We start from the raw sequence: 16,090 nt of genomic DNA on the forward strand, positions 1-16,090 counted from the left end.
CACGCCATCGCGTCGGACACTGTGTCCAACGCCACGCCCAAGCTAGGTAGTGCCCGACCCGCCACGCCTGTTACACCGGATCGAGAGAAGCGGACCATGGTCCGTTTACCGACTGTCCGAAGGGCCCTTCCATGCCTGACTACGGCCACGACCTGCTGCTCGGGACCTTCATCACCCCCACCGCGCGCGATCCCGAACGGGCCGTGGCGCTCGCGGAGACCACCGAAGCGGCCGGGCTCGACCTGGCGACCTTCCAGGACCACCCCTACAACCCGCGCTTCCTGGACACCTACACACTGCTGACCTGGGTGGCGGCCAGGACCCGGCGCATCCATGTCTCGGCGAACGTCCTGAACCTCCCTCTGCGCCCGCCCGCGGCGCTCGCGCGGGCCACGGCGAGCCTCGACCTGCTGTCGAAAGGCCGGTTCGAACTCGGCCTCGGCGCAGGGGCCTTTCCCGACGCGGTGTACGGCATGGGCGGGCCACGTCGTACACCCGGCGAAGGCGTCGAAGCACTCGACGAGGCGATCGACGTCATCAGAGGCATCTGGGACGAGAGCGCGCCCGGGCCGCTTCGGCACCAGGGCACGCACTACTCCGTGCCCGCGACGAAGCGCGGCCCGCGCCCCGCGCACGACATCGGCATCTGGCTCGGCGCCTACAAGCCGCGAATGCTGGGCCTGGCCGGACGCGCGGCCGATGGGTGGCTGCCCACCCTGGAGTACCTCCACCACCCCGACATCGCCGCGTCGAACAAGGTGATCGACGAGGCCGCTCAGGCGGCGGGGCGAGCACCCGGGGAGGTCAGGCGCCTGCTCAACGTTTTGAACGTCGGCTTCTCCCCCGGCCGCAGTGGGCCTCTCCAGGGGCCCCCGCAGAAATGGGTCGACGATCTGCTTCCCCTGGTGCTCGAGCACGGTTTCTCCGGGTTCCTCGTCGGCGGCGACGACCCGGACGTGATCCGCACCTTCGGCGAGCGGGTCGCCCCGGCGCTGCGGGAGGCGGTGGCACGCGAGCGGGCGGCGGGCGTGAGCCCCGCACCCACCCGTCCGGCCGTCGCTCTCGGCCCACGGCACCGCGCCGTCGACTACGACGCCGTCCCCGAGCGGCTCGCGAGGAAAGCCGTCAAGCCCGGCGACCGGGCCTACGAGGACGTGCGGCACACCTACACCCGCACCGGCTCCCCCGCACTGGTCGTCCAGGCGGAGAACGCCGACGACATCGCGGCCGCCCTCGCCTACGCACGCGGCCAGGACGTCGGCATAGCCGTCCGCAGCGGCGGCCATGGCATCAGCGGCCGGTCGACCAACGACGGAGGCATCGTCATCGACCTGTCGAAGATGAACTCCGTCACGGTGATCGACCGGGCCGCCCGCCGGATCGCAGTCGGGCCAGGAGCACGCTGGGGCCATGTCGCCCGCGCTCTGGCGCCGCACGGTCTGGCCCTGAGCTCCGGCGATTACGGCGACGTCGGTGTGGGCGGTCTCGCCACGGCCGGTGGCCTCGGTTACCTCGCCCGCAAACACGGGCTGACCATCGACCACCTCGTGGCCGCTGAGATCGTCGTCGCCGACGGCCGCCTCCTCCGCGTCGACTCGGACCACCACCCCGACCTGTTCTGGGCGATCCGGGGCGCGGGCGGCAACTTCGGCATCGTCACGGCATTCGAGTTCGAGGCGTACGAGATCGGCGACGTCGCCCACGCCACGCTCACGGTGGACGCGACCGACACCGCGAACGTCCTGGTCAGGTGGGGCCGGCTGGTCGAGGACGCACCGCGGGAGGTGACGAGCTTCCTGTCGCTCTTGCCTGCCCGGCGCGGCAGACCGGTGACCGCCCGGATCACCCTCGTTCACGCGGGCGAGGACGTCGAAGCCGCGCAGAACGCCCTGACGCCGTTCCTGGACGCCGGCCCCGTCCTCGGCTCGCAGGCCCGCCTCGTCCCGTACCACGAGATCGTGGCACCGCCGGAGAACCGGCACCGCGGCCAAGGCCTCGAGGACACCCGCAGCGGGCTCCTGGAGCACATCACCCGGGAAGCCGCCGAGGTGATCGAGCGCATGATGAAGTCGGGCGAAGTGCTGATCATGCAGTTCCGGTCCCTGGGCGGCGCCGTGCACGACGTCCCCGCCGAGGCGATGGCCTGGTCGCACCGCACCCAGCACTTCTCCGTCCTCGCCGCCACCGCTCCCCATCTGGTCCCCCGCCTGAACAACCACTGGGCCCGGCTGTATCCGCATCTGAACGGCATGTACCTGAACTTCGAGACGGACACCGATCCGGCCCGCCTCCACGACGCCTTCCCCGAGCCGGTCCTCAGCCGGCTGCGGCGCCTGAAGGCCCAGTGGGACCCGGACGACGTCTTCGACCGCAACTTCGACCTCACGCCGGCGCAGCCGCCCGAGGCGCCGCGGGAGGAGCTCCATGAAGCCGCCGCCTGAACGGTGTCGCGGCCCCTGGAGGGCGCGCCTGACGGTACGTCGGACGCGGTGACCGGGTCCACGGATGGCCCAGCTCCGCGCGCGCCCACCAGGCCGTACGGTCACAGTGGCTGCATGACAGAAACCCGCGAGCGAAACCGCGCCACGGCCGGCGCGTCCCCGCGTTCGCGCGCGGTCCGCGGCGCCAAGGAAGCGGCCGAGTGCGCCGCCGAGGGGCTGGCCCAGCTCGTGCACCACCGTCTGGAGGGAGTATCCGCGGTGGCCCGGAGCGAGGACGACGGCTGGATCGTCGACGTCGATGTCCTGGAACTGGCCCGTATCCCCGACACCACCAGCCTGCTCGCCACCTACCGGGTCGAACTCGACGCGGAGGGAGAGCTGTTGCAGTACCGCCGGATCGCCCGCTATCGGCGGGGTGCCCAGGACCAGTGAGCGGCCCGTCGGGGCCGGCCCCGGAAGGAGCGTGGTGTGATCACCTACGACGACGAGGTGGTGTGCGTACCCCGCGCCGGCACCCTCTACGACGTGCTCGAGCTCATCCTCGACCGGGGCATGGTGATCGACGTCTTCGTGCGCGTCTCGCTGGTCGGCATCGAGATCCTCAAGGTGGACGCCCGGATCGTGGTCGCCAGCGTCGACACGTACCTGCGCTTCGCCGAGGCGTGCAACCGTCTCGACCTGGAGTACGACGCGCGGTCCAAGACCGTGCCGGAACTGTTCGGGGGGTCGCCGGCGAAGACCGTGGCCAAGGCGGGCGCCAGGCGTACCGCCCGCTCCCTGAGCTCGAGGGTCCGGGACATCCTCAGCCCCGAAGGCTCCGCGGCGGAGGAGGAGCCGGAGGAAGAGGAGGCCGGTCCCCCGCGTGCCCGGAGCCGGCGCGAGCCCGAGCCGGCGCGCCGCCGCCCCGCCGCGGAGCGCAGCAGACCGGCCGGTCGCCGTGCCGGTGAGGAGGACCGCCCGCGTCCGCGAGCACGCCGCCCGGCCGAGGAGGAATGACCATGACGGACGCCGCCGCCATCGCCTCCGGACCGTTGTACGTCTACGGCATCGCCCCCGCCGGTGTCCGGGTCCCCCGCGCCCCGGGTGTGGGCGGCGCGCCCGTGCGGCTGCTGGCCGAGTCGGGCCTGTGCGCGGCGGTCTCCCGGGCGCCCGAGCGGATCCGCGCGCGCCGCCGGGACCTGCTGGCCCATCAGACGGTGCTGGGTGAGCTCCTCGCCCAGGGCTCCGTGCTGCCCATGAGGTTCGCCGTCGTCAGCCCCGATCAGGACACGCTGCGCTCGCAGTTGCGCACCGACACCGGCCGGCTGACGGCACAGCTGGACACGGTCCGGGACTGCGTGGAGATGAACGTCAAGGGCGTGCCGGTACCCGACTGCTTCACCGATCTCGTGCGCCGGGACGAGAAGCTGCGCCGCCTGGCCCAGCGCACCCGGCGCAGACCGGACTACGAGGCCAACGTGCGTCTGGGCGAGGCCTTGGCCAAGGCCGTCCGGCGTGAGGCGCGGAGCGCGGCGCGCGCGGTCCTCGCCGGTCTGGCTCCACTGGCGGTACGCGTGGTCGAGGGACCGGTCGACGACGAGCGGGCACTGAGCGCGTCGTTCCTGCTGCGCACCCGCGACGAGGCCCGGTTCCGGCAGGCACTGGCCGCGCAGGCCCGCGACCTCGGGGACCGGCTGGCGCTCAGCGTGACCGGCCCCCTGCCGTGCTACAGCTTCGTCCAGGCGCCTCCCGTCGCGGCCGGGCGGTGACGCGGTGGGCCTGATGACCGGACTCCTGCTGCTGCCCTTCGCCCCGGTGCGCGGCACCCTGTGGGTGGCCGACCACCTCCTCCAGGAGGCGCGGCGTCAGGCGCGCGACCCGCGACTGGTGCAGGCGCGGCTGGCCGCCCTCAACCAGGCCCTGGACGCGGGCACCATCGACGAGGAGACCTTCGAGAAGGAGGAGGAACGGCTTCTCGCCCTCCTCGACAGCCCTGTGCGGCGCCTGGATCGGGCCCCGGCGGCCAAGAGCCCGTCGCGGCCGCGGGGGAGGCGACCATGAAGTCGTACAGGACGGGCATGGCGGTGGCCGTGATCGGCGGCTACCTCCTGGGGCGCAGGAAGAAGGCCGGTCTGGCCCTCGCGCTGGGCACCTGTCTCGCGGGACGGCACCTCGGCGTCAACCCCGACCGGCTGCTGCCCCAGGCGCTCGACGCGTGGCGGTCGCCCCGGGTGCAGGATCTCGCCGACCAGTTGCGCGGCGAACTGCTGACCGCCTCGCACGCGGTCGTCTCGGCCGCGGACCGCCGGCTGGCGGACATCGCCGACGCACTGCAGGACCGTACCGAGGCGCTGGCCGGCACAGACGTGACGGGCCGCCGCGGGTACGGCCACCTGGGCCATCGGCACCGGGACGAACGGTACGAGGACGACCACGCGCCCGAAGACGGCTACCCGGAGGACGACTACGAGTTCGACGAGGACGGCAGGTACGGGGACGGTGACGAAGACGCCTATGAGGAGCGGGACGACACGTACGACGATGCCTACGACGACGATGCCCACGACGAGGCTTACGAGGACGAAGCTCACGAGGACGAGGACAGGCAAGGGCCCGGATGCGTGGGCCCCGACGAGCACGACGAGGACGAGCCCGCCGGCGCGGTCGGCCGCGAGCCCGCCCTCCGGCGCCGGTGAGCTCCTCGGGGGTGCATCGTGAGTGACGTCGCCCCCTGGAACGCCGACCTCGGCCCCGAGGCCTGGCCGGCGCCCGCCGGCAGCCTCGCGGACCTGCTCGAACGCGTCCTGGACAAAGGCATCGTGATCGCGGGCGACATCAAGATCGACCTGCTCGACATCGAACTGCTCACCATCCGGCTGCGTCTGTTCATCGCCTCGGTCGACACCGCCAGGAAGGCGGGCATCGACTGGTGGGAGACCGACCCGGCGCTGTCCTCGCGCGCCGCCCGCGACGAACTGGCCGAGGAGAACGCGCGCCTGCGCGAGGAACTGGCCGCCGTACGGCACACCGACGGCGAGGCGGAGGAACCGGAGAGGGTCCGGTGAACGGCCTCCCACCGCAGGACGCCGCCCCCCGCGGCCCGGAGCGGCTCACGCCGCCGCCCTGCGGCGCCGGCGATCGGGACCCGCTCGAACCGACCCTCACCTACGTGTTCGCCGTGACCGGCGCCCCTGTGGCCGCCGGACTTCCGGCCGGGGCGGCGGGCCACGAGGAGGGCGGCCCCCTGCGCGCGCTGCGGGCCGGGCCCGTGTGGGTGATCGCCCAGGACGTGCCCGCGTCCACCTTCAGCGAGACAGCGCTCGCCGAGCGGCTGAATCGGCCCGAGGAACTGGAGCGCTGCGCCCGCGCACACCACCGCGGCGTCGAGGCGGCCGCCCGGCGGGGTCCCGTCGTGCCGCTGCCCATGGCCACCCTGTACGCGAGCGACATCAACGCGGTCGAGGCCGTCACCGCCCGCGCGCCTCAGTTCGGCGTCCTGCTCGACCGGCTGCGCGATCGCACGGAGTGGGCCGTGAAGGTGCACGCCGCCGCCCCGCCCGCCGCGGCGCAGGGCCCGCCGCAGGCCGGCGAGGGCGGTCCGGCCGGCGGTCGGGCCTATCTGAGCAGGGCCAGCGCACGGCGCCGCGTCCGGCACGAAGTGCACGAGCAGGCTCTGGCCCAGGCGATGGAGGTGGACCGGGAGCTGAGGCGATACGCGGTCGCCACCACCAGGCACCGGCCGCAGAGCGAGCGGCTGTCCGGCAGGAGGACGCCGCAACTGCTGAACGCGGCCTATCTCGTCGACGACGCGGGACAAGAAGACTTCGCCCGTGTCCTGGCGCGCGCCGCCACCGGCCGGCCGCACGTGGAGATCACCGCGTCGGGGCCCTGGGTCCCGTACTCCTTCGCACGGCCCGACCAGGAGTGGAACGGCTCGGCACCGGAGGAGGTGGGCGCATGAGCCTGCCGATCGCCCCGGAGCCCGACCGCACGCCCGTGCCCTGGGACGAACCGGAGCCGTGCGCGCCCATCGGGGTGCCCCTGGTCGACCTGCTGGACCGGGTTCTGGCGACCGGGGTGGTGGTCAGCGGGGACCTGGTCCTGGCCGTCGCCGACGTCCCGCTGGTGCGCGTCTCGCTGCACGCCCTGCTGGCGTCGGTCAGCGAGCGGGTGCCCGCGCCGTGGCCGGACAGCGGGCCGCTGTGACCGGGCCGCGCTCCCACGCGCTCGACCTGGATCCGGAACGGGTCGCGGGCGACCTGGCCGCGCTGGTCCTGGCGGTCGTGGAGCTGCTGCGCCAGTTGATGGAGCGCCAGGCGGTGCGCCGGTTCGACGAGGGCACGCTGAGCGAGGAGCAGGAGGACCGCCTCGGCACCGCGCTGATGCTGCTCGACCAGCGGATGGACGAACTGTGCGCGCAGCACGGGCTGCGCCGCAGCGACCTCAATCTGGACCTGGGCCCCCTGGGCCGCCTCCTCGCCGACCCCGAGCCATGAGGCCGAAGGGCCCCGCGCACCTGCTCCCCTGGCCACCGCAGACGCAGGAGCGCCGGTCCGCCGACTGGCGCCCGTGCGGCCGTCACGGACGGCCTCGACCGACGGCACTGTCCCCGACGCATCACCGGGCCGCGTTCGTCGGTCGTTCGAGCTCGCGCACGCGCCCGGGACCGTGAACGCCGGAACGAGCCGACGGGTCGGGTACCGGCCCGGGCCCCGCCCGTACAATCTGATCCGAACGACCGGATGGGACGGCAGGCCGTCCGGGCCCGCCGAGGAGACTCAGGGAGCACGCTTGCCCGGCCAGCGATCCATCACCGAAGCGGAGAAGCTCGCGGAGGCCAAGCTGGGAGGCATTGCCGTCCGGCGCGAGCAGATGGCGGCCGTGGCCAACATCTACCGGGCCGCCTCCACCGTGCGGCACCACCTGGAGAACTCCGTGCTGCGCGACTCGGACCTGACCTGGACCGCGTTCGTCGTGCTGTGGGTGGTGTGGGTCTGGGGGGAATCGGAGACGCGGCACGTCGCCGAGGAGGCGGGCATCTCGAAGGGCACGCTCACCGGCGTCTCGCGCACCCTGGAGTCACGCGGGCTGCTGCGCCGTTCCGCCCATCCGACCGACGGCCGGCTGGTTCTGCTGCGCCTCACCGACGAGGGCGAGGACTTCATGCGCCGGGTCTTCCCGGCCTTCAACGAGGAAGAGGCGTTCGTCACCTCCCGGCTGACCGACGCGGAGTGCCGCAGCCTGGCCGAGGGGCTGCGGCGCGTGGTGCTCCAGGTCGAGGAGCAGGGCGAGGACCGGCGCAGGTCCCTGCTGCACGGCGAGGAACCCGCGCCCCGCCGCAGCGGACGGCGCTCCCGGAACTGACGCCGCCCGCACCCGGCCCGCCCCGCGGCTCCGGTGGGCGTGGCGTTCCACCGGGTTTCTCAGTGTGCTCCGTGCGCGGCCCGTACCAGCGCGTCGAAGAGGCGCTGCTGGGCGGGGTCTTCGTGCGCGGTGTCCTCGGGGTGCCACTGCACGGCGACGAACCAGTCGCGGCCGTGGGACAGTTCGACGGCCTCGACGGTGTCGTCGGCCGCGCGGGCGGTGACGGTCAGTCCCTCGCCGAGCCGGTCCACGTGCTGGTGGTGGTAGCAGGACGCCTCGACCTTGTCGGCGCCGGTGATCCGAGTCAGCGCCGAGCCGGGGGTGAAGGAGACGGGGTGCCGGACATGGCGGTGTTCCCGCTCGGGGCCACCCATGTCCTGGTGCAGCGTGCCACCCAGGGCCGTGTTGACCACTTGGAGACCGCGGCAGACGGCCAGAGTCGGCAGCCCGCTCGCGAGGGCCTGCCGGGCGAGTTCCAGGTCGAAGGCGTCCTGTTCGTCGTCGACGTCGTAGACGGCCTCGTGCGCGTCGGCCGCTCCGTAGCGGTGGGGGGCGAGGTCGCCGCCGCCGGGAAGCAGCAGGCCGTCGAAGCGGGCGAGGCGGGCGGCGACCTCGGCGGGGTCGGCGATCCCTCCAGGGGCGTGCGGATGGAGGGTGGCGGGCTCGCCGCCGGCCCGCCAGACGGCCTCGATCAGGGCACGGGCGTTGACCTCGGCCGCATGGCGCAGAGCGGAGGCGGTGGCGGAGTAACGGGCCGGGACGGCGATCAGGGGGCGGTGGGTCACAGCTGGATCCAGGTGGTCTTCAGTTCGGTGTACTTCTCCAGGGCGTGGGCGGACTTGTCGCGGCCGTTGCCGGACTGCTTCATGCCGCCGAAGGGAACCGTCAGGTCGCCCTCCTCGTAGCAGTTGACCCAGACCGTGCCGGCCTTGAGGGCGCGGGAGACCCGGTGGGCGGTGGACAGGTCGGACGTCCACAGGCCGGCGGCGAGGCCGTACTCGGTGGCGTTGGCCAGGGCGACGGCCTCGTCGAGGTCGTCGAAGGCGAGGACGGAGAGCACGGGTCCGAAGATCTCCTCGCGGGCCAGCCGGCCGGCCGGGTCGACCCGGTCGAAGACGGTCGGTTCGAGGTAGACGCCGCCGGTCTCGGTCAGGGTGCGCGTGCCGCCGGTGCGCAGTCGGGCGCCGTCCTCGACCGCGGCGTGGACATGGCCGAGGACGCGGTCGAGATGGTCCCGGCCGACCAGGGCGCCCATCTCGGTGGCGGGGTCGAGGGGGTCTCCGACGCGCAGAGCGCGGGCGCGCGCCACGACGGCCTCGGTGACCTGTTCGGCGATGGCCGAGTGCACCAGCAGCCGGGAGGGCGCGGTGCACATCTCGCCCTGGTTGAAGAAGATGCCCCAGGCGGCGGTGGCCGCGGCCTTGTCCAGGTCGGGAGCGTCGGGGAGGACGATGTTCGGGGACTTGCCGCCCAGTTCCAGCCAGACGCGCTTGAGGTTGGAGTCGGCGGCGTAGCGCAGGAAGTGGCGGCCGACGGCGGTGGAACCCGTGAACGCCAGGACGTCCACGTCGGGGTGGAGTCCGAGGGCACGCCCGGCCACCGGGCCGTCGCCCGCCACGACGTTGAGCACACCCGGCGGCAGACCCGCCTCCAGGGCGAGCCGGCCGAGCAGCAGCGCGGAGAGCGGCGAGTTCTCCGAGGGCTTGAGGACGACCGTGCACCCGGCGGCCAAGGCCGGGGCGACCTTCCACCCGGCGAGCGTCAGGGGGAAGTTCCACGGCACGACCGCGCCGACGACCCCGGCGGGCTCCCGGGTGACCAGGGCCAGCGCGTCCGGTGCGGTGTGCGGGGACTCGTCGGTGAGCTTGTCGGCCAGCTGGCCGTACCAGCGGAATGTGCCGATCACGGCGCGCAGTTCGATGTCGTGGGCGTCCGTGATCGGTTTGCCCATCTCCAGGCTGACGGTGAGCGCCAGTTCCGCCCGGTGCTCCTGAAGGAGATCGGCGAGGCGGAGCAGGAGCCGTCCGCGTTCGGCGGGGGCCAGGCGCGGCCAGGGGCCGTGGTCGAAGGCGCGGCGGGCGGCGGCGACGGCAGCGTCCACCTCGGCCGCGCCGGCGTCGGCCACCTCGGCCAGCGGCTGACCGTCGCGGGGCGAGACGACGGAGAACGTGCTGCCGCCCCCGGGCTCGTCGGCACCGTCGATCAGATGGGTGCCGTGCGGTGCGAACGTCTTGGCGCGGTGCAGCCAGTCGTCGTGGGTGGCGGTGGTCATCGAAGTCCTTTCATGGACAGCCCCACCTTCAGATGGGGAGGAGACGAAACCCCTGCGGAGCAGGGCGGGGAGCGGGGTTTCGCCCCTGGGCGAAAGGCCGTGCTCTGACCCGCAGGTTTTTTTCCGTGAGGCAGGCTGACGCTGGCCAAGATGCGTGAGCCGCTGGAACCTCAACGGAGTTCTCCGGGCGGGCAGTCGGCGATGAAACAGGAAGTCTCACGGCGCGAGCCGTAAGAATCTCCCCCCTTCAGGGGGGAGAGCGTCAAGCGGTCCTCCAGACCAGGCGTCGGTGAAGCGCTTACGGAACAGCAGAGGAGGGAGACGGGGCACCCGCGGGCGCGCGCCGGGGACATGGGCGCGCCCACGGAAGGGGAAGCCGTCCGTCAGGGGGCGGTACGTCGGCGGCGGATCCGCTCGTTGACGACGCCGAGCGCCATGACGACGGGCACGGAGAGCACCAGCCACACGGCCGTGCTCGTCTCGCCGCCGATCAGCGTGGTGAAGTTGGCGAGGATGACCCAGATCGCCCCCGCGAGGCCGAGCGCGCCCAGTACCGGTGCGATCAGGGTGTTCCACATCCGGAGGTCCACGCGCCGGCGGCGGAAGAACACCACGACCGACACCGAGGTCAGCAGGTACAGCAGCATCATCGCCAGGACGGCCAGACCGCTGAACCAGGAGAAGAGGGTGAGCACCGGGTCCTGACCGGCCAGCGCGAACGGCACGACCAGGGCGGCGGCGATCAGGGTCTGGACACAGCCGGCGATCCAGGGCGCGTGCCGGGTGTTGAGGCGACACAGGCCGGCGGGGAACTGGCCGTCGCGGCCGAGGGAGAACAGGTAGCGGTTGGCGGAGTTGTGGAACGTCAGGATGCCCGCGAACAGGGAGGTGGCCAGCAGGACCGGCAGGACGTCGTTGACCCAGCCACCGAACTGGGCGGCGATGGGGGCGAAGACGAAGCCGGCGGAGTCGCCGCCGGCCAGCGCCTTGCCCGCCGCCGCGGGTGCCTGCGAGGCGCCGTAGGCGGAGATGAGCATCCAGGACGTGAGCGCGAAGAAGCCGGTGACGACGACCACCGACAGATAGGTGGCCCGCGGCACGGTCTTCTTCGGCTCCTTGGCCTCCTCGCCGTAGATGGCGGTGGCCTCGAAGCCGAACATCGACGCCACGGCGAACATCACGGCGACGCCGGGTGCGCCCTGAAGGGCCGCCGAGGCGGAGAAGCTGTCGGCCACGCCCAGCCCCTCGGGGCCGCCGCCCTTGAACAGGGTGACCAGGCCGAAGATCAGCAGGATGCTGAACTCGGCGAGGACGAACACGGCCAGGACCCGGGCACCCATCTCGATGCCCGCGGCGCCCAGGGCCTGCACCACGGCCATGGTGACCAGCGTGCACGCCCACCACGGCAGGTGGAATCCGGTGTGGTCGGCGACGAGTCCGCTGACGATCGAGCCGTACAGGCCGTACATCGCCGCCTGGATCACGCAGTACGCGAACAGGGCGACGCTCGCGCTGCCCGCGCCGGCCGTCCGGCCCAGACCCGTGCCGATGTACGTGTAGAAGGCGCCGGCGTCCACGACGTGCCGCCCCATGGCGACGAACCCCACGGAGAAGAGGAGGATCACGGCCCCCGCCAGTACGTAGGCGGCCGGAGTGCCGGATCCGTCGCCTATGGCGATCGAGATCGGGGCGGCACCGGCGATACCCGTCAGCGGAGCCTGACCGGACAGGACGAAGAAGAGGATGCCCAGGACGCCCAGGGCGTTGGGCTTGAGTGTGGCTGCAGTGGGGGCGTCCCGTACGGTCCGCTGCGCGGAGGCCGTCTGACTGTCCACTCGGATCACCTGCCAGAGAAGGGGAGGATCGTTTCAGGCCAAACGAGTTGCCTCATCCTGGGCCGGAACTATCCGTTTGACAAGGGGGTGGAAGCGGGGAATCCCGCCGCGCGGCGAATCCGTGCACCGGCCGTGAACCGCCTGTCGGCAGCGAGGCCGCCGACAGGCGGCAGCGGCGTCGGCAACGCGCGGGTCAGCCCTCGGCCGGGCCCTCCGACAGCCGCTCCAGCAGGGCCTGCAGCTCCCGCAGCGCCTCTTCGGTGACCTCGCGCTCGCCGAACACGAGCTGGTGCAGGACCAGGCCCTCCAGCGCGGCGAAGACGAGCCGCGACGTACCTCGCTCCACCGGCTGAGGCAGCATGCGGGACAGCTCGCGCCTGGTGGCCTCGAAGTACTCCTCGTACAGGCTCCGCAGGTGGGGCAGCAGTTCCGGCCTGCGCCGCGCCTCCAGCAGCAGCTCGTACTGGAAGGCCTGCAGTTCGGGTCCGGACTCCACCATCTGCGGCAGGCCGGTGGCGAAGTCGGCCGGCCTGCCGGTCCCGATGTCGAGGGCGCTGCTGCTGAGCGAGGAGCGGATGGCGTGGGTGACGGCCTCCTCGATCAGCGCGTCCCGCGAGCCGAAGTGGTGCACGACCAGCCCGTGGGTGACGCCGGCCTCCTCGGCGACGGCACGGTAGGTGAGCTTGCGCAGACCGCCCCGGGCCACCACCCGTACGGCGGCGTCCAGCAGGGCAGCCCGACCGTTCCCGTAGTTCGTCACGCGTTTGCGGCTGCGGCGCTCACCGGCGGCCTCGACGGAGTCGGTCATGTCGACGACCCTACCTGCGGCGTTCCGGTCAGCGCTGGGGCGGCCGGATGCCGCGGAACTCCCAGTCGCCGCCGAGCGCGGTGGAGAGCACTTCCTCGGACTCGGTGGGCTGGGCGCCGACGTCCGTGCGGATGGCGGTGGGGCCGGTGACGATGTGGTTGGTGAGCCGGCCGAGGCCCTCGACCTCGACCTCGACGACGTCGCCGGGCCGGACGGGCCGGGAGTTGGCCGGGGTGCCGGACAGCAGGACGTCACCGGGGAAGAGGGTGATCGTGCGGGCGATGTCGGCGACGAGGTAGTGCATGTCCCAGGTCATCTCGTCGGTGGAGCCGTCCTGGACCACCTCGCCGTTGACGTAGGTGCGCAGTCGCTTGCCGTGGAAGTCCCAGTCGGTCACCAGGGCGGGGCCGAGGGGGCACAGCGTGTCGGAGCCCTTGACGCGGAGCATCGAGCCGGCGTCGGTGTCGCGGAAGTCGTGCAGGCCGTAGTCGTTGGCGATCGTGTAGCCGGCGATGTACTCCCCCGCGTCGGCCGGGGCGATGTTGCGCGCCGTCCTCCCGATGACGATGGCGACCTCGCCCTCGTAGTTGAGCCACTTGCAGCCCTCGGGACGCACGATCGCGCCCTGGTGGGAGTTGAGGGAGGAGGTCGGCTTGTGGAAGTAGGTGGGGGTGTCGGGCAGGCCGATCCGGAATTCGTCCACCCGGCTGCGGTGGTTGAGGTGGACGGCGATCACCTTGGAGGGGACGACCGGCGGCAGGTGCCGCGCGTCGTCGATCTTGACTCGGCGGCCGTCTCCGGCGACCAGTTCGTCACCGTCACGGACGGTCTCGACGGCGGCGCCGTCGAGGAGGATACGGCGGTACTCGGGCATGGCGGGGGCCTTCCTGGGCGGCTGGGCGGCTGGGCGGCTGGGCGGCTGGGCGGCTGGGCGGCTGGGCGGCTGGGCGGAGCCTGTCAGGCGCGGCTGTGCGGAGTGCGGGGTGCGGCCGGCGTGGGCAGAGAGGTGCCGGTCCAGCCGTCGGCCGGGCGGTCGAACCAGAGGTGGACCTGGCCGGTGCCGATGGAGTTCTCGTACTCGCCGTACTGGCGGGCCTTGGCGACGCACGCCTGCTCGCCGAGGGCGCCGGCCATCATCAGGTAGTGGAAGAACCTGGCCTCGGGCTTGTACTTCCAGAACTCGTCCATGGTGTCGAGGACCTTGTCGTGCCGGCCCTCCTTGAACCGAGCGATGCGCTCGTGGTCGGCCTCGCGGGCGTCGGCCGTGAAGATGTGCGCGGGGTCGCTCGCCTCGTGGTCGCGCAGTTCGCGCAGCGGCCAGAAGGTGTGCGAGAGGGCGCCCGACGCGATCAGCAGCACGCGGCGGCCGGGAGTGGCGGCGATGCCGTCGGCGAGCGCGCGGCCCAGTCGCAGGTGGTCCTCCATGTCGCCGGTCTGGCAGACGCCGATGGTCACCCATCGCTTGTCGGGCAGGCCCTCGCCGAGGAACTTCCACAGGTTGATCGTGGCGTAGTAGATCGGCAGGTACGCGTCGTCGATCGCGGTGATCCAGGTGCCGTGCTTGTCGGCGAACGAGGCGATGTTGTGGGCGAGTTCGGGGTCGCCGGGGAAGTCGTACGGCATACGGCACATGCCGCGCGGCAGCTCCTCGGAGGTGAACAGCCCGGCCCGGCGGTCCTGGGCGGTGACGACGAACTCGACGGTGGTGGCCCAGTGGGAGTCGAGGACGACGACGGTGTCGTAGTCGTCGCGTTCGAAGACGTCCTGGCGGAGCTGCCGAAGGCCGGTGACGAGGGTGATCTCCTTGCCGCCGTTCAGCTCCAGCCTGGTCTCCTCGGGCAGCACGATGGTGGGGACGTGGGCGAGCAGGCCCGCCCCGACGATCTCACCCATGGTCCTTCCATCCCTTCGGCGCGGTGACGGTGTTCTTGATGTCGCAGTAGAAGTCGAAGCTCCAGGTGCCGCCCTCGCGGCCGACGCCGGACTGGCGGGAGCCGCCGAAGGGGGCCTGGAGGTCGCGGACGAAGAAGCAGTTGACCCAGACGGTGCCCGCGACGAGCTGTGCGGTGACCCGTTCGGCGCGCTCCAGGTCGCCGGTGGCGACGGTCGCGGCCAGGCCGAAGCGGGTGCCGTTGGCGAGCCGGACCGCCTCCTCCTCGGTGGTGAACGTCTGGAGGGTCAGGACGGGGCCGAAGACCTCTTCCTGGACGATCTCGCTGTCCTGCGCGACGTCCGTGAGCAGGGTCGGCGCGTAGTAGAGGCCGTCCCCGCGGTGGCCGCCGATGACCGCGCGGGCGCCGGCCGCGACCGCCCGCCGCACGAAGCCGTCGATCTTCTCCAGCTGGCGGGGGTGGATGTTGGGGCCGATGTCGGTGGACTCGTCGCGCGGATCGCCCTGCCGCAGCCGTGCCGCCTTCTGGACGAACCGGCGGGTGAACTCCTCGGCGGCCTGCTCCTCCACCAGGATGCGGGTGGCGGCGAGGCAGACCTGGCCCGCGTTGTCGTACTGCTCGACGGCGAGGTCGACGGCCAGGTCCAGGTCGGCGTCGGCGAAGACCAGCAGCGGTGACTTGCCGCCGAGCTCCAGGCTCAGGGGTGTCAGGTTGGCGGCGGCCGACGCGGAGATGTGCTTGGCGGTCGGCACGGAGCCGGTGAAGCTGATGCGCCGCACGTCGGGGTGCGAGGTGAGGGCGTCGCCGATCTCGGAGCCGTAGCCCTGCACCACGTTGAGGACTCCGGCGGGCAGACCGGCCTCGGCGGCGATGTCGGCGAGCAGCGATGCGGTCAGCGGTGTCCACTCGGCGGGCTTGAGGATCACGGTGTTGCCGGCGGCCAGCGCCGGGGCGACCTTCCAGGTGGCCAGCATCAGCGGGGCGTTCCACGGGGTGATGAGCACGCAGGGGCCGGCCGGGTCCCAGCTGACGTGGTTGGTGTGTCCGCGGCCCGCGGCGGAGCCGCTCGTGTGCGTCGTGAAGTCCTCGTGGTCCAGCGTCAGCAGCCAGTCGGCGAAGAAGCGGAAGTTGTGGGCGACGCGGGGCATGACGCCGCGGCGGTGCGAGCGCAGCAGGGCGCCGTTGTCGGTGGTCTCGACGAGGGCCAGTTCTTCGAGGCGCTTGTCGACACCGTCGGCGATGGCGTGCAGGAGGCGGGCTCGCTCGGCGCGGGGGGTGGCGGCCCAGCCGGGGAACGCGGCCTTGGCGGCGGCGACGGCTGCGGCCGCCTCCGGCGCGGTGCCGCGGGAGATCTCGCCGAGGGTGCTGCCGTCGATGGGTGAGACGTCGGTGAACGTTTCGTCGGAGGCGACGCGCTCGCCGCCGATCCAGTGGCGGGTGTCGACGGGGACGCCGGCGACGGTGGTGCGGTGTGGGCTCATGATCGCGGGGCTCCTGGG

At 72.5% G+C, this 16,090-nt stretch carries 18 protein-coding genes; 11 read left to right on the forward strand and 7 right to left on the reverse strand.

Going from position 1 to position 16,090, the window contains the following annotated elements; translation table 11 throughout:
- The first annotated feature begins 131 nt into the window (after positions 1-131).
- The 11 genes from ACWDUZ_RS01280 to ACWDUZ_RS01330 all read left to right on the forward strand — a co-directional run bounded on the left by ACWDUZ_RS01280 (position 132) and on the right by ACWDUZ_RS01330 (position 7,784).
- Positions 132-2,441, forward strand: coding sequence for an LLM class flavin-dependent oxidoreductase (locus ACWDUZ_RS01280; protein ID WP_451629662.1), 2,310 nt, complete (start codon positions 132-134; stop codon positions 2,439-2,441).
- Positions 2,442-2,555: 114 nt separating this feature from the next.
- Complete coding sequence (locus tag ACWDUZ_RS01285; protein ID WP_451629663.1) at positions 2,556-2,873, forward strand: gas vesicle protein GvpO; 318 nt, start codon at positions 2,556-2,558, stop codon at positions 2,871-2,873.
- Positions 2,874-2,909: 36 nt separating this feature from the next.
- Entirely contained in the window at positions 2,910-3,437 is a 528-nt protein-coding gene (gene gvpJ, locus ACWDUZ_RS01290) for a gas vesicle protein GvpJ (protein WP_451629664.1), read from the forward strand.
- On the forward strand, positions 3,434-4,189 hold the full coding sequence (locus ACWDUZ_RS01295; RefSeq protein WP_451629665.1) for a GvpL/GvpF family gas vesicle protein: 756 nt from the start codon (positions 3,434-3,436) through the stop codon (positions 4,187-4,189). The genes gvpJ and ACWDUZ_RS01295 overlap by 4 nt, the downstream gene beginning before the upstream one ends.
- Before the next feature lie 4 nt (positions 4,190-4,193).
- Complete coding sequence (locus ACWDUZ_RS01300; protein WP_451629666.1) at positions 4,194-4,481, forward strand: gas vesicle protein GvpG; 288 nt, start codon at positions 4,194-4,196, stop codon at positions 4,479-4,481.
- Positions 4,478-5,116, forward strand: a complete 639-nt coding sequence (locus ACWDUZ_RS01305; RefSeq protein WP_451629667.1) for a hypothetical protein — start codon at positions 4,478-4,480, stop codon at positions 5,114-5,116. The genes ACWDUZ_RS01300 and ACWDUZ_RS01305 overlap by 4 nt, the downstream gene beginning before the upstream one ends.
- Before the next feature lie 18 nt (positions 5,117-5,134).
- On the forward strand, positions 5,135-5,485 hold the full coding sequence (locus ACWDUZ_RS01310; protein ID WP_451629668.1) for a gas vesicle protein: 351 nt from the start codon (positions 5,135-5,137) through the stop codon (positions 5,483-5,485).
- Positions 5,482-6,381: a GvpL/GvpF family gas vesicle protein gene (locus ACWDUZ_RS01315; protein ID WP_451629669.1), complete on the forward strand. Its 900-nt coding sequence runs from the start codon at positions 5,482-5,484 to the stop codon at positions 6,379-6,381. Before ACWDUZ_RS01310 ends, ACWDUZ_RS01315 begins: the two co-directional genes overlap by 4 nt.
- On the forward strand, positions 6,378-6,626 hold the full coding sequence (locus ACWDUZ_RS01320; RefSeq protein ID WP_451629670.1) for a gas vesicle protein: 249 nt from the start codon (positions 6,378-6,380) through the stop codon (positions 6,624-6,626). Before ACWDUZ_RS01315 ends, ACWDUZ_RS01320 begins: the two co-directional genes overlap by 4 nt.
- The gene (locus ACWDUZ_RS01325) at positions 6,623-6,916 is read left to right on the forward strand and encodes a gas vesicle protein K (RefSeq protein ID WP_451629816.1); all 294 of its coding nucleotides are present in this window, start codon (positions 6,623-6,625) and stop codon (positions 6,914-6,916) included. The genes ACWDUZ_RS01320 and ACWDUZ_RS01325 overlap by 4 nt, the downstream gene beginning before the upstream one ends.
- A 295-nt stretch (positions 6,917-7,211) precedes the next feature.
- Positions 7,212-7,784: a MarR family winged helix-turn-helix transcriptional regulator gene (locus tag ACWDUZ_RS01330; RefSeq protein ID WP_451629671.1), complete on the forward strand. Its 573-nt coding sequence runs from the start codon at positions 7,212-7,214 to the stop codon at positions 7,782-7,784.
- Positions 7,785-7,843: 59 nt separating this feature from the next.
- On the opposite strand, the gene ACWDUZ_RS01335 is transcribed toward ACWDUZ_RS01330, so the two are convergent.
- The 7 genes from ACWDUZ_RS01335 to ACWDUZ_RS01365 form a co-directional block, all read right to left on the reverse strand.
- Positions 7,844-8,569 (reverse strand): gamma-glutamyl-gamma-aminobutyrate hydrolase family protein, encoded by a 726-nt coding sequence (locus ACWDUZ_RS01335; protein WP_451629672.1) that lies wholly within the window; start codon positions 8,567-8,569, stop codon positions 7,844-7,846.
- Positions 8,566-10,056 (reverse strand): aldehyde dehydrogenase, encoded by a 1,491-nt coding sequence (locus ACWDUZ_RS01340; protein WP_451629673.1) that lies wholly within the window; start codon positions 10,054-10,056, stop codon positions 8,566-8,568. The genes ACWDUZ_RS01335 and ACWDUZ_RS01340 overlap by 4 nt, the downstream gene beginning before the upstream one ends.
- 383 nt (positions 10,057-10,439) lie before the next feature.
- A complete protein-coding gene (locus ACWDUZ_RS01345) occupies positions 10,440-11,891 on the reverse strand; it encodes an APC family permease (protein WP_451629674.1) in 1,452 nt (483 codons plus the stop codon).
- A 193-nt stretch (positions 11,892-12,084) separates the two neighbouring features.
- On the reverse strand, positions 12,085-12,699 hold the full coding sequence (locus ACWDUZ_RS01350) for a TetR/AcrR family transcriptional regulator (RefSeq protein WP_451629675.1): 615 nt from the start codon (positions 12,697-12,699) through the stop codon (positions 12,085-12,087).
- 28 nt (positions 12,700-12,727) lie between these two features.
- On the reverse strand, positions 12,728-13,573 hold the full coding sequence (locus ACWDUZ_RS01355) for a fumarylacetoacetate hydrolase family protein (protein WP_451629676.1): 846 nt from the start codon (positions 13,571-13,573) through the stop codon (positions 12,728-12,730).
- A gap of 83 nt (positions 13,574-13,656) precedes the next feature.
- Positions 13,657-14,592, reverse strand: coding sequence for a 3,4-dihydroxyphenylacetate 2,3-dioxygenase (locus tag ACWDUZ_RS01360; protein ID WP_451629677.1), 936 nt, complete (start codon positions 14,590-14,592; stop codon positions 13,657-13,659).
- Complete coding sequence (locus tag ACWDUZ_RS01365; protein ID WP_451629678.1) at positions 14,585-16,072, reverse strand: aldehyde dehydrogenase; 1,488 nt, start codon at positions 16,070-16,072, stop codon at positions 14,585-14,587. The genes ACWDUZ_RS01360 and ACWDUZ_RS01365 overlap by 8 nt, the downstream gene beginning before the upstream one ends.
- Positions 16,073-16,090 lie beyond the last annotated feature (18 nt).

Source organism: Streptomyces sp. NPDC003393, from assembly GCF_053589015.1.

Excerpts from the sequence above, each read along its gene's own strand:
- ACWDUZ_RS01350 (WP_451629675.1), bottom strand. The coding sequence starts at position 12,699 with ATGACCGACTCCGTCGAGGCCGCCGGTGAGCGCCGCAGCCGCAAACGC.
- ACWDUZ_RS01340 (WP_451629673.1), bottom strand. The coding sequence starts at position 10,056 with ATGACCACCGCCACCCACGACGACTGGCTGCACCGCGCCAAGACGTTC.
- ACWDUZ_RS01355 (WP_451629676.1), bottom strand. The coding sequence starts at position 13,573 with ATGCCCGAGTACCGCCGTATCCTCCTCGACGGCGCCGCCGTCGAGACC.
- ACWDUZ_RS01320 (WP_451629670.1), top strand. The coding sequence starts at position 6,378 with ATGAGCCTGCCGATCGCCCCGGAGCCCGACCGCACGCCCGTGCCCTGG.
- ACWDUZ_RS01305 (WP_451629667.1), top strand. The coding sequence starts at position 4,478 with ATGAAGTCGTACAGGACGGGCATGGCGGTGGCCGTGATCGGCGGCTAC.
- ACWDUZ_RS01360 (WP_451629677.1), bottom strand. The coding sequence starts at position 14,592 with ATGGGTGAGATCGTCGGGGCGGGCCTGCTCGCCCACGTCCCCACCATC.
- ACWDUZ_RS01280 (WP_451629662.1), top strand. The coding sequence starts at position 132 with ATGCCTGACTACGGCCACGACCTGCTGCTCGGGACCTTCATCACCCCC.
- ACWDUZ_RS01285 (WP_451629663.1), top strand. The coding sequence starts at position 2,556 with ATGACAGAAACCCGCGAGCGAAACCGCGCCACGGCCGGCGCGTCCCCG.
- ACWDUZ_RS01365 (WP_451629678.1), bottom strand. The coding sequence starts at position 16,072 with ATGAGCCCACACCGCACCACCGTCGCCGGCGTCCCCGTCGACACCCGC.
- ACWDUZ_RS01295 (WP_451629665.1), top strand. The coding sequence starts at position 3,434 with ATGACCATGACGGACGCCGCCGCCATCGCCTCCGGACCGTTGTACGTC.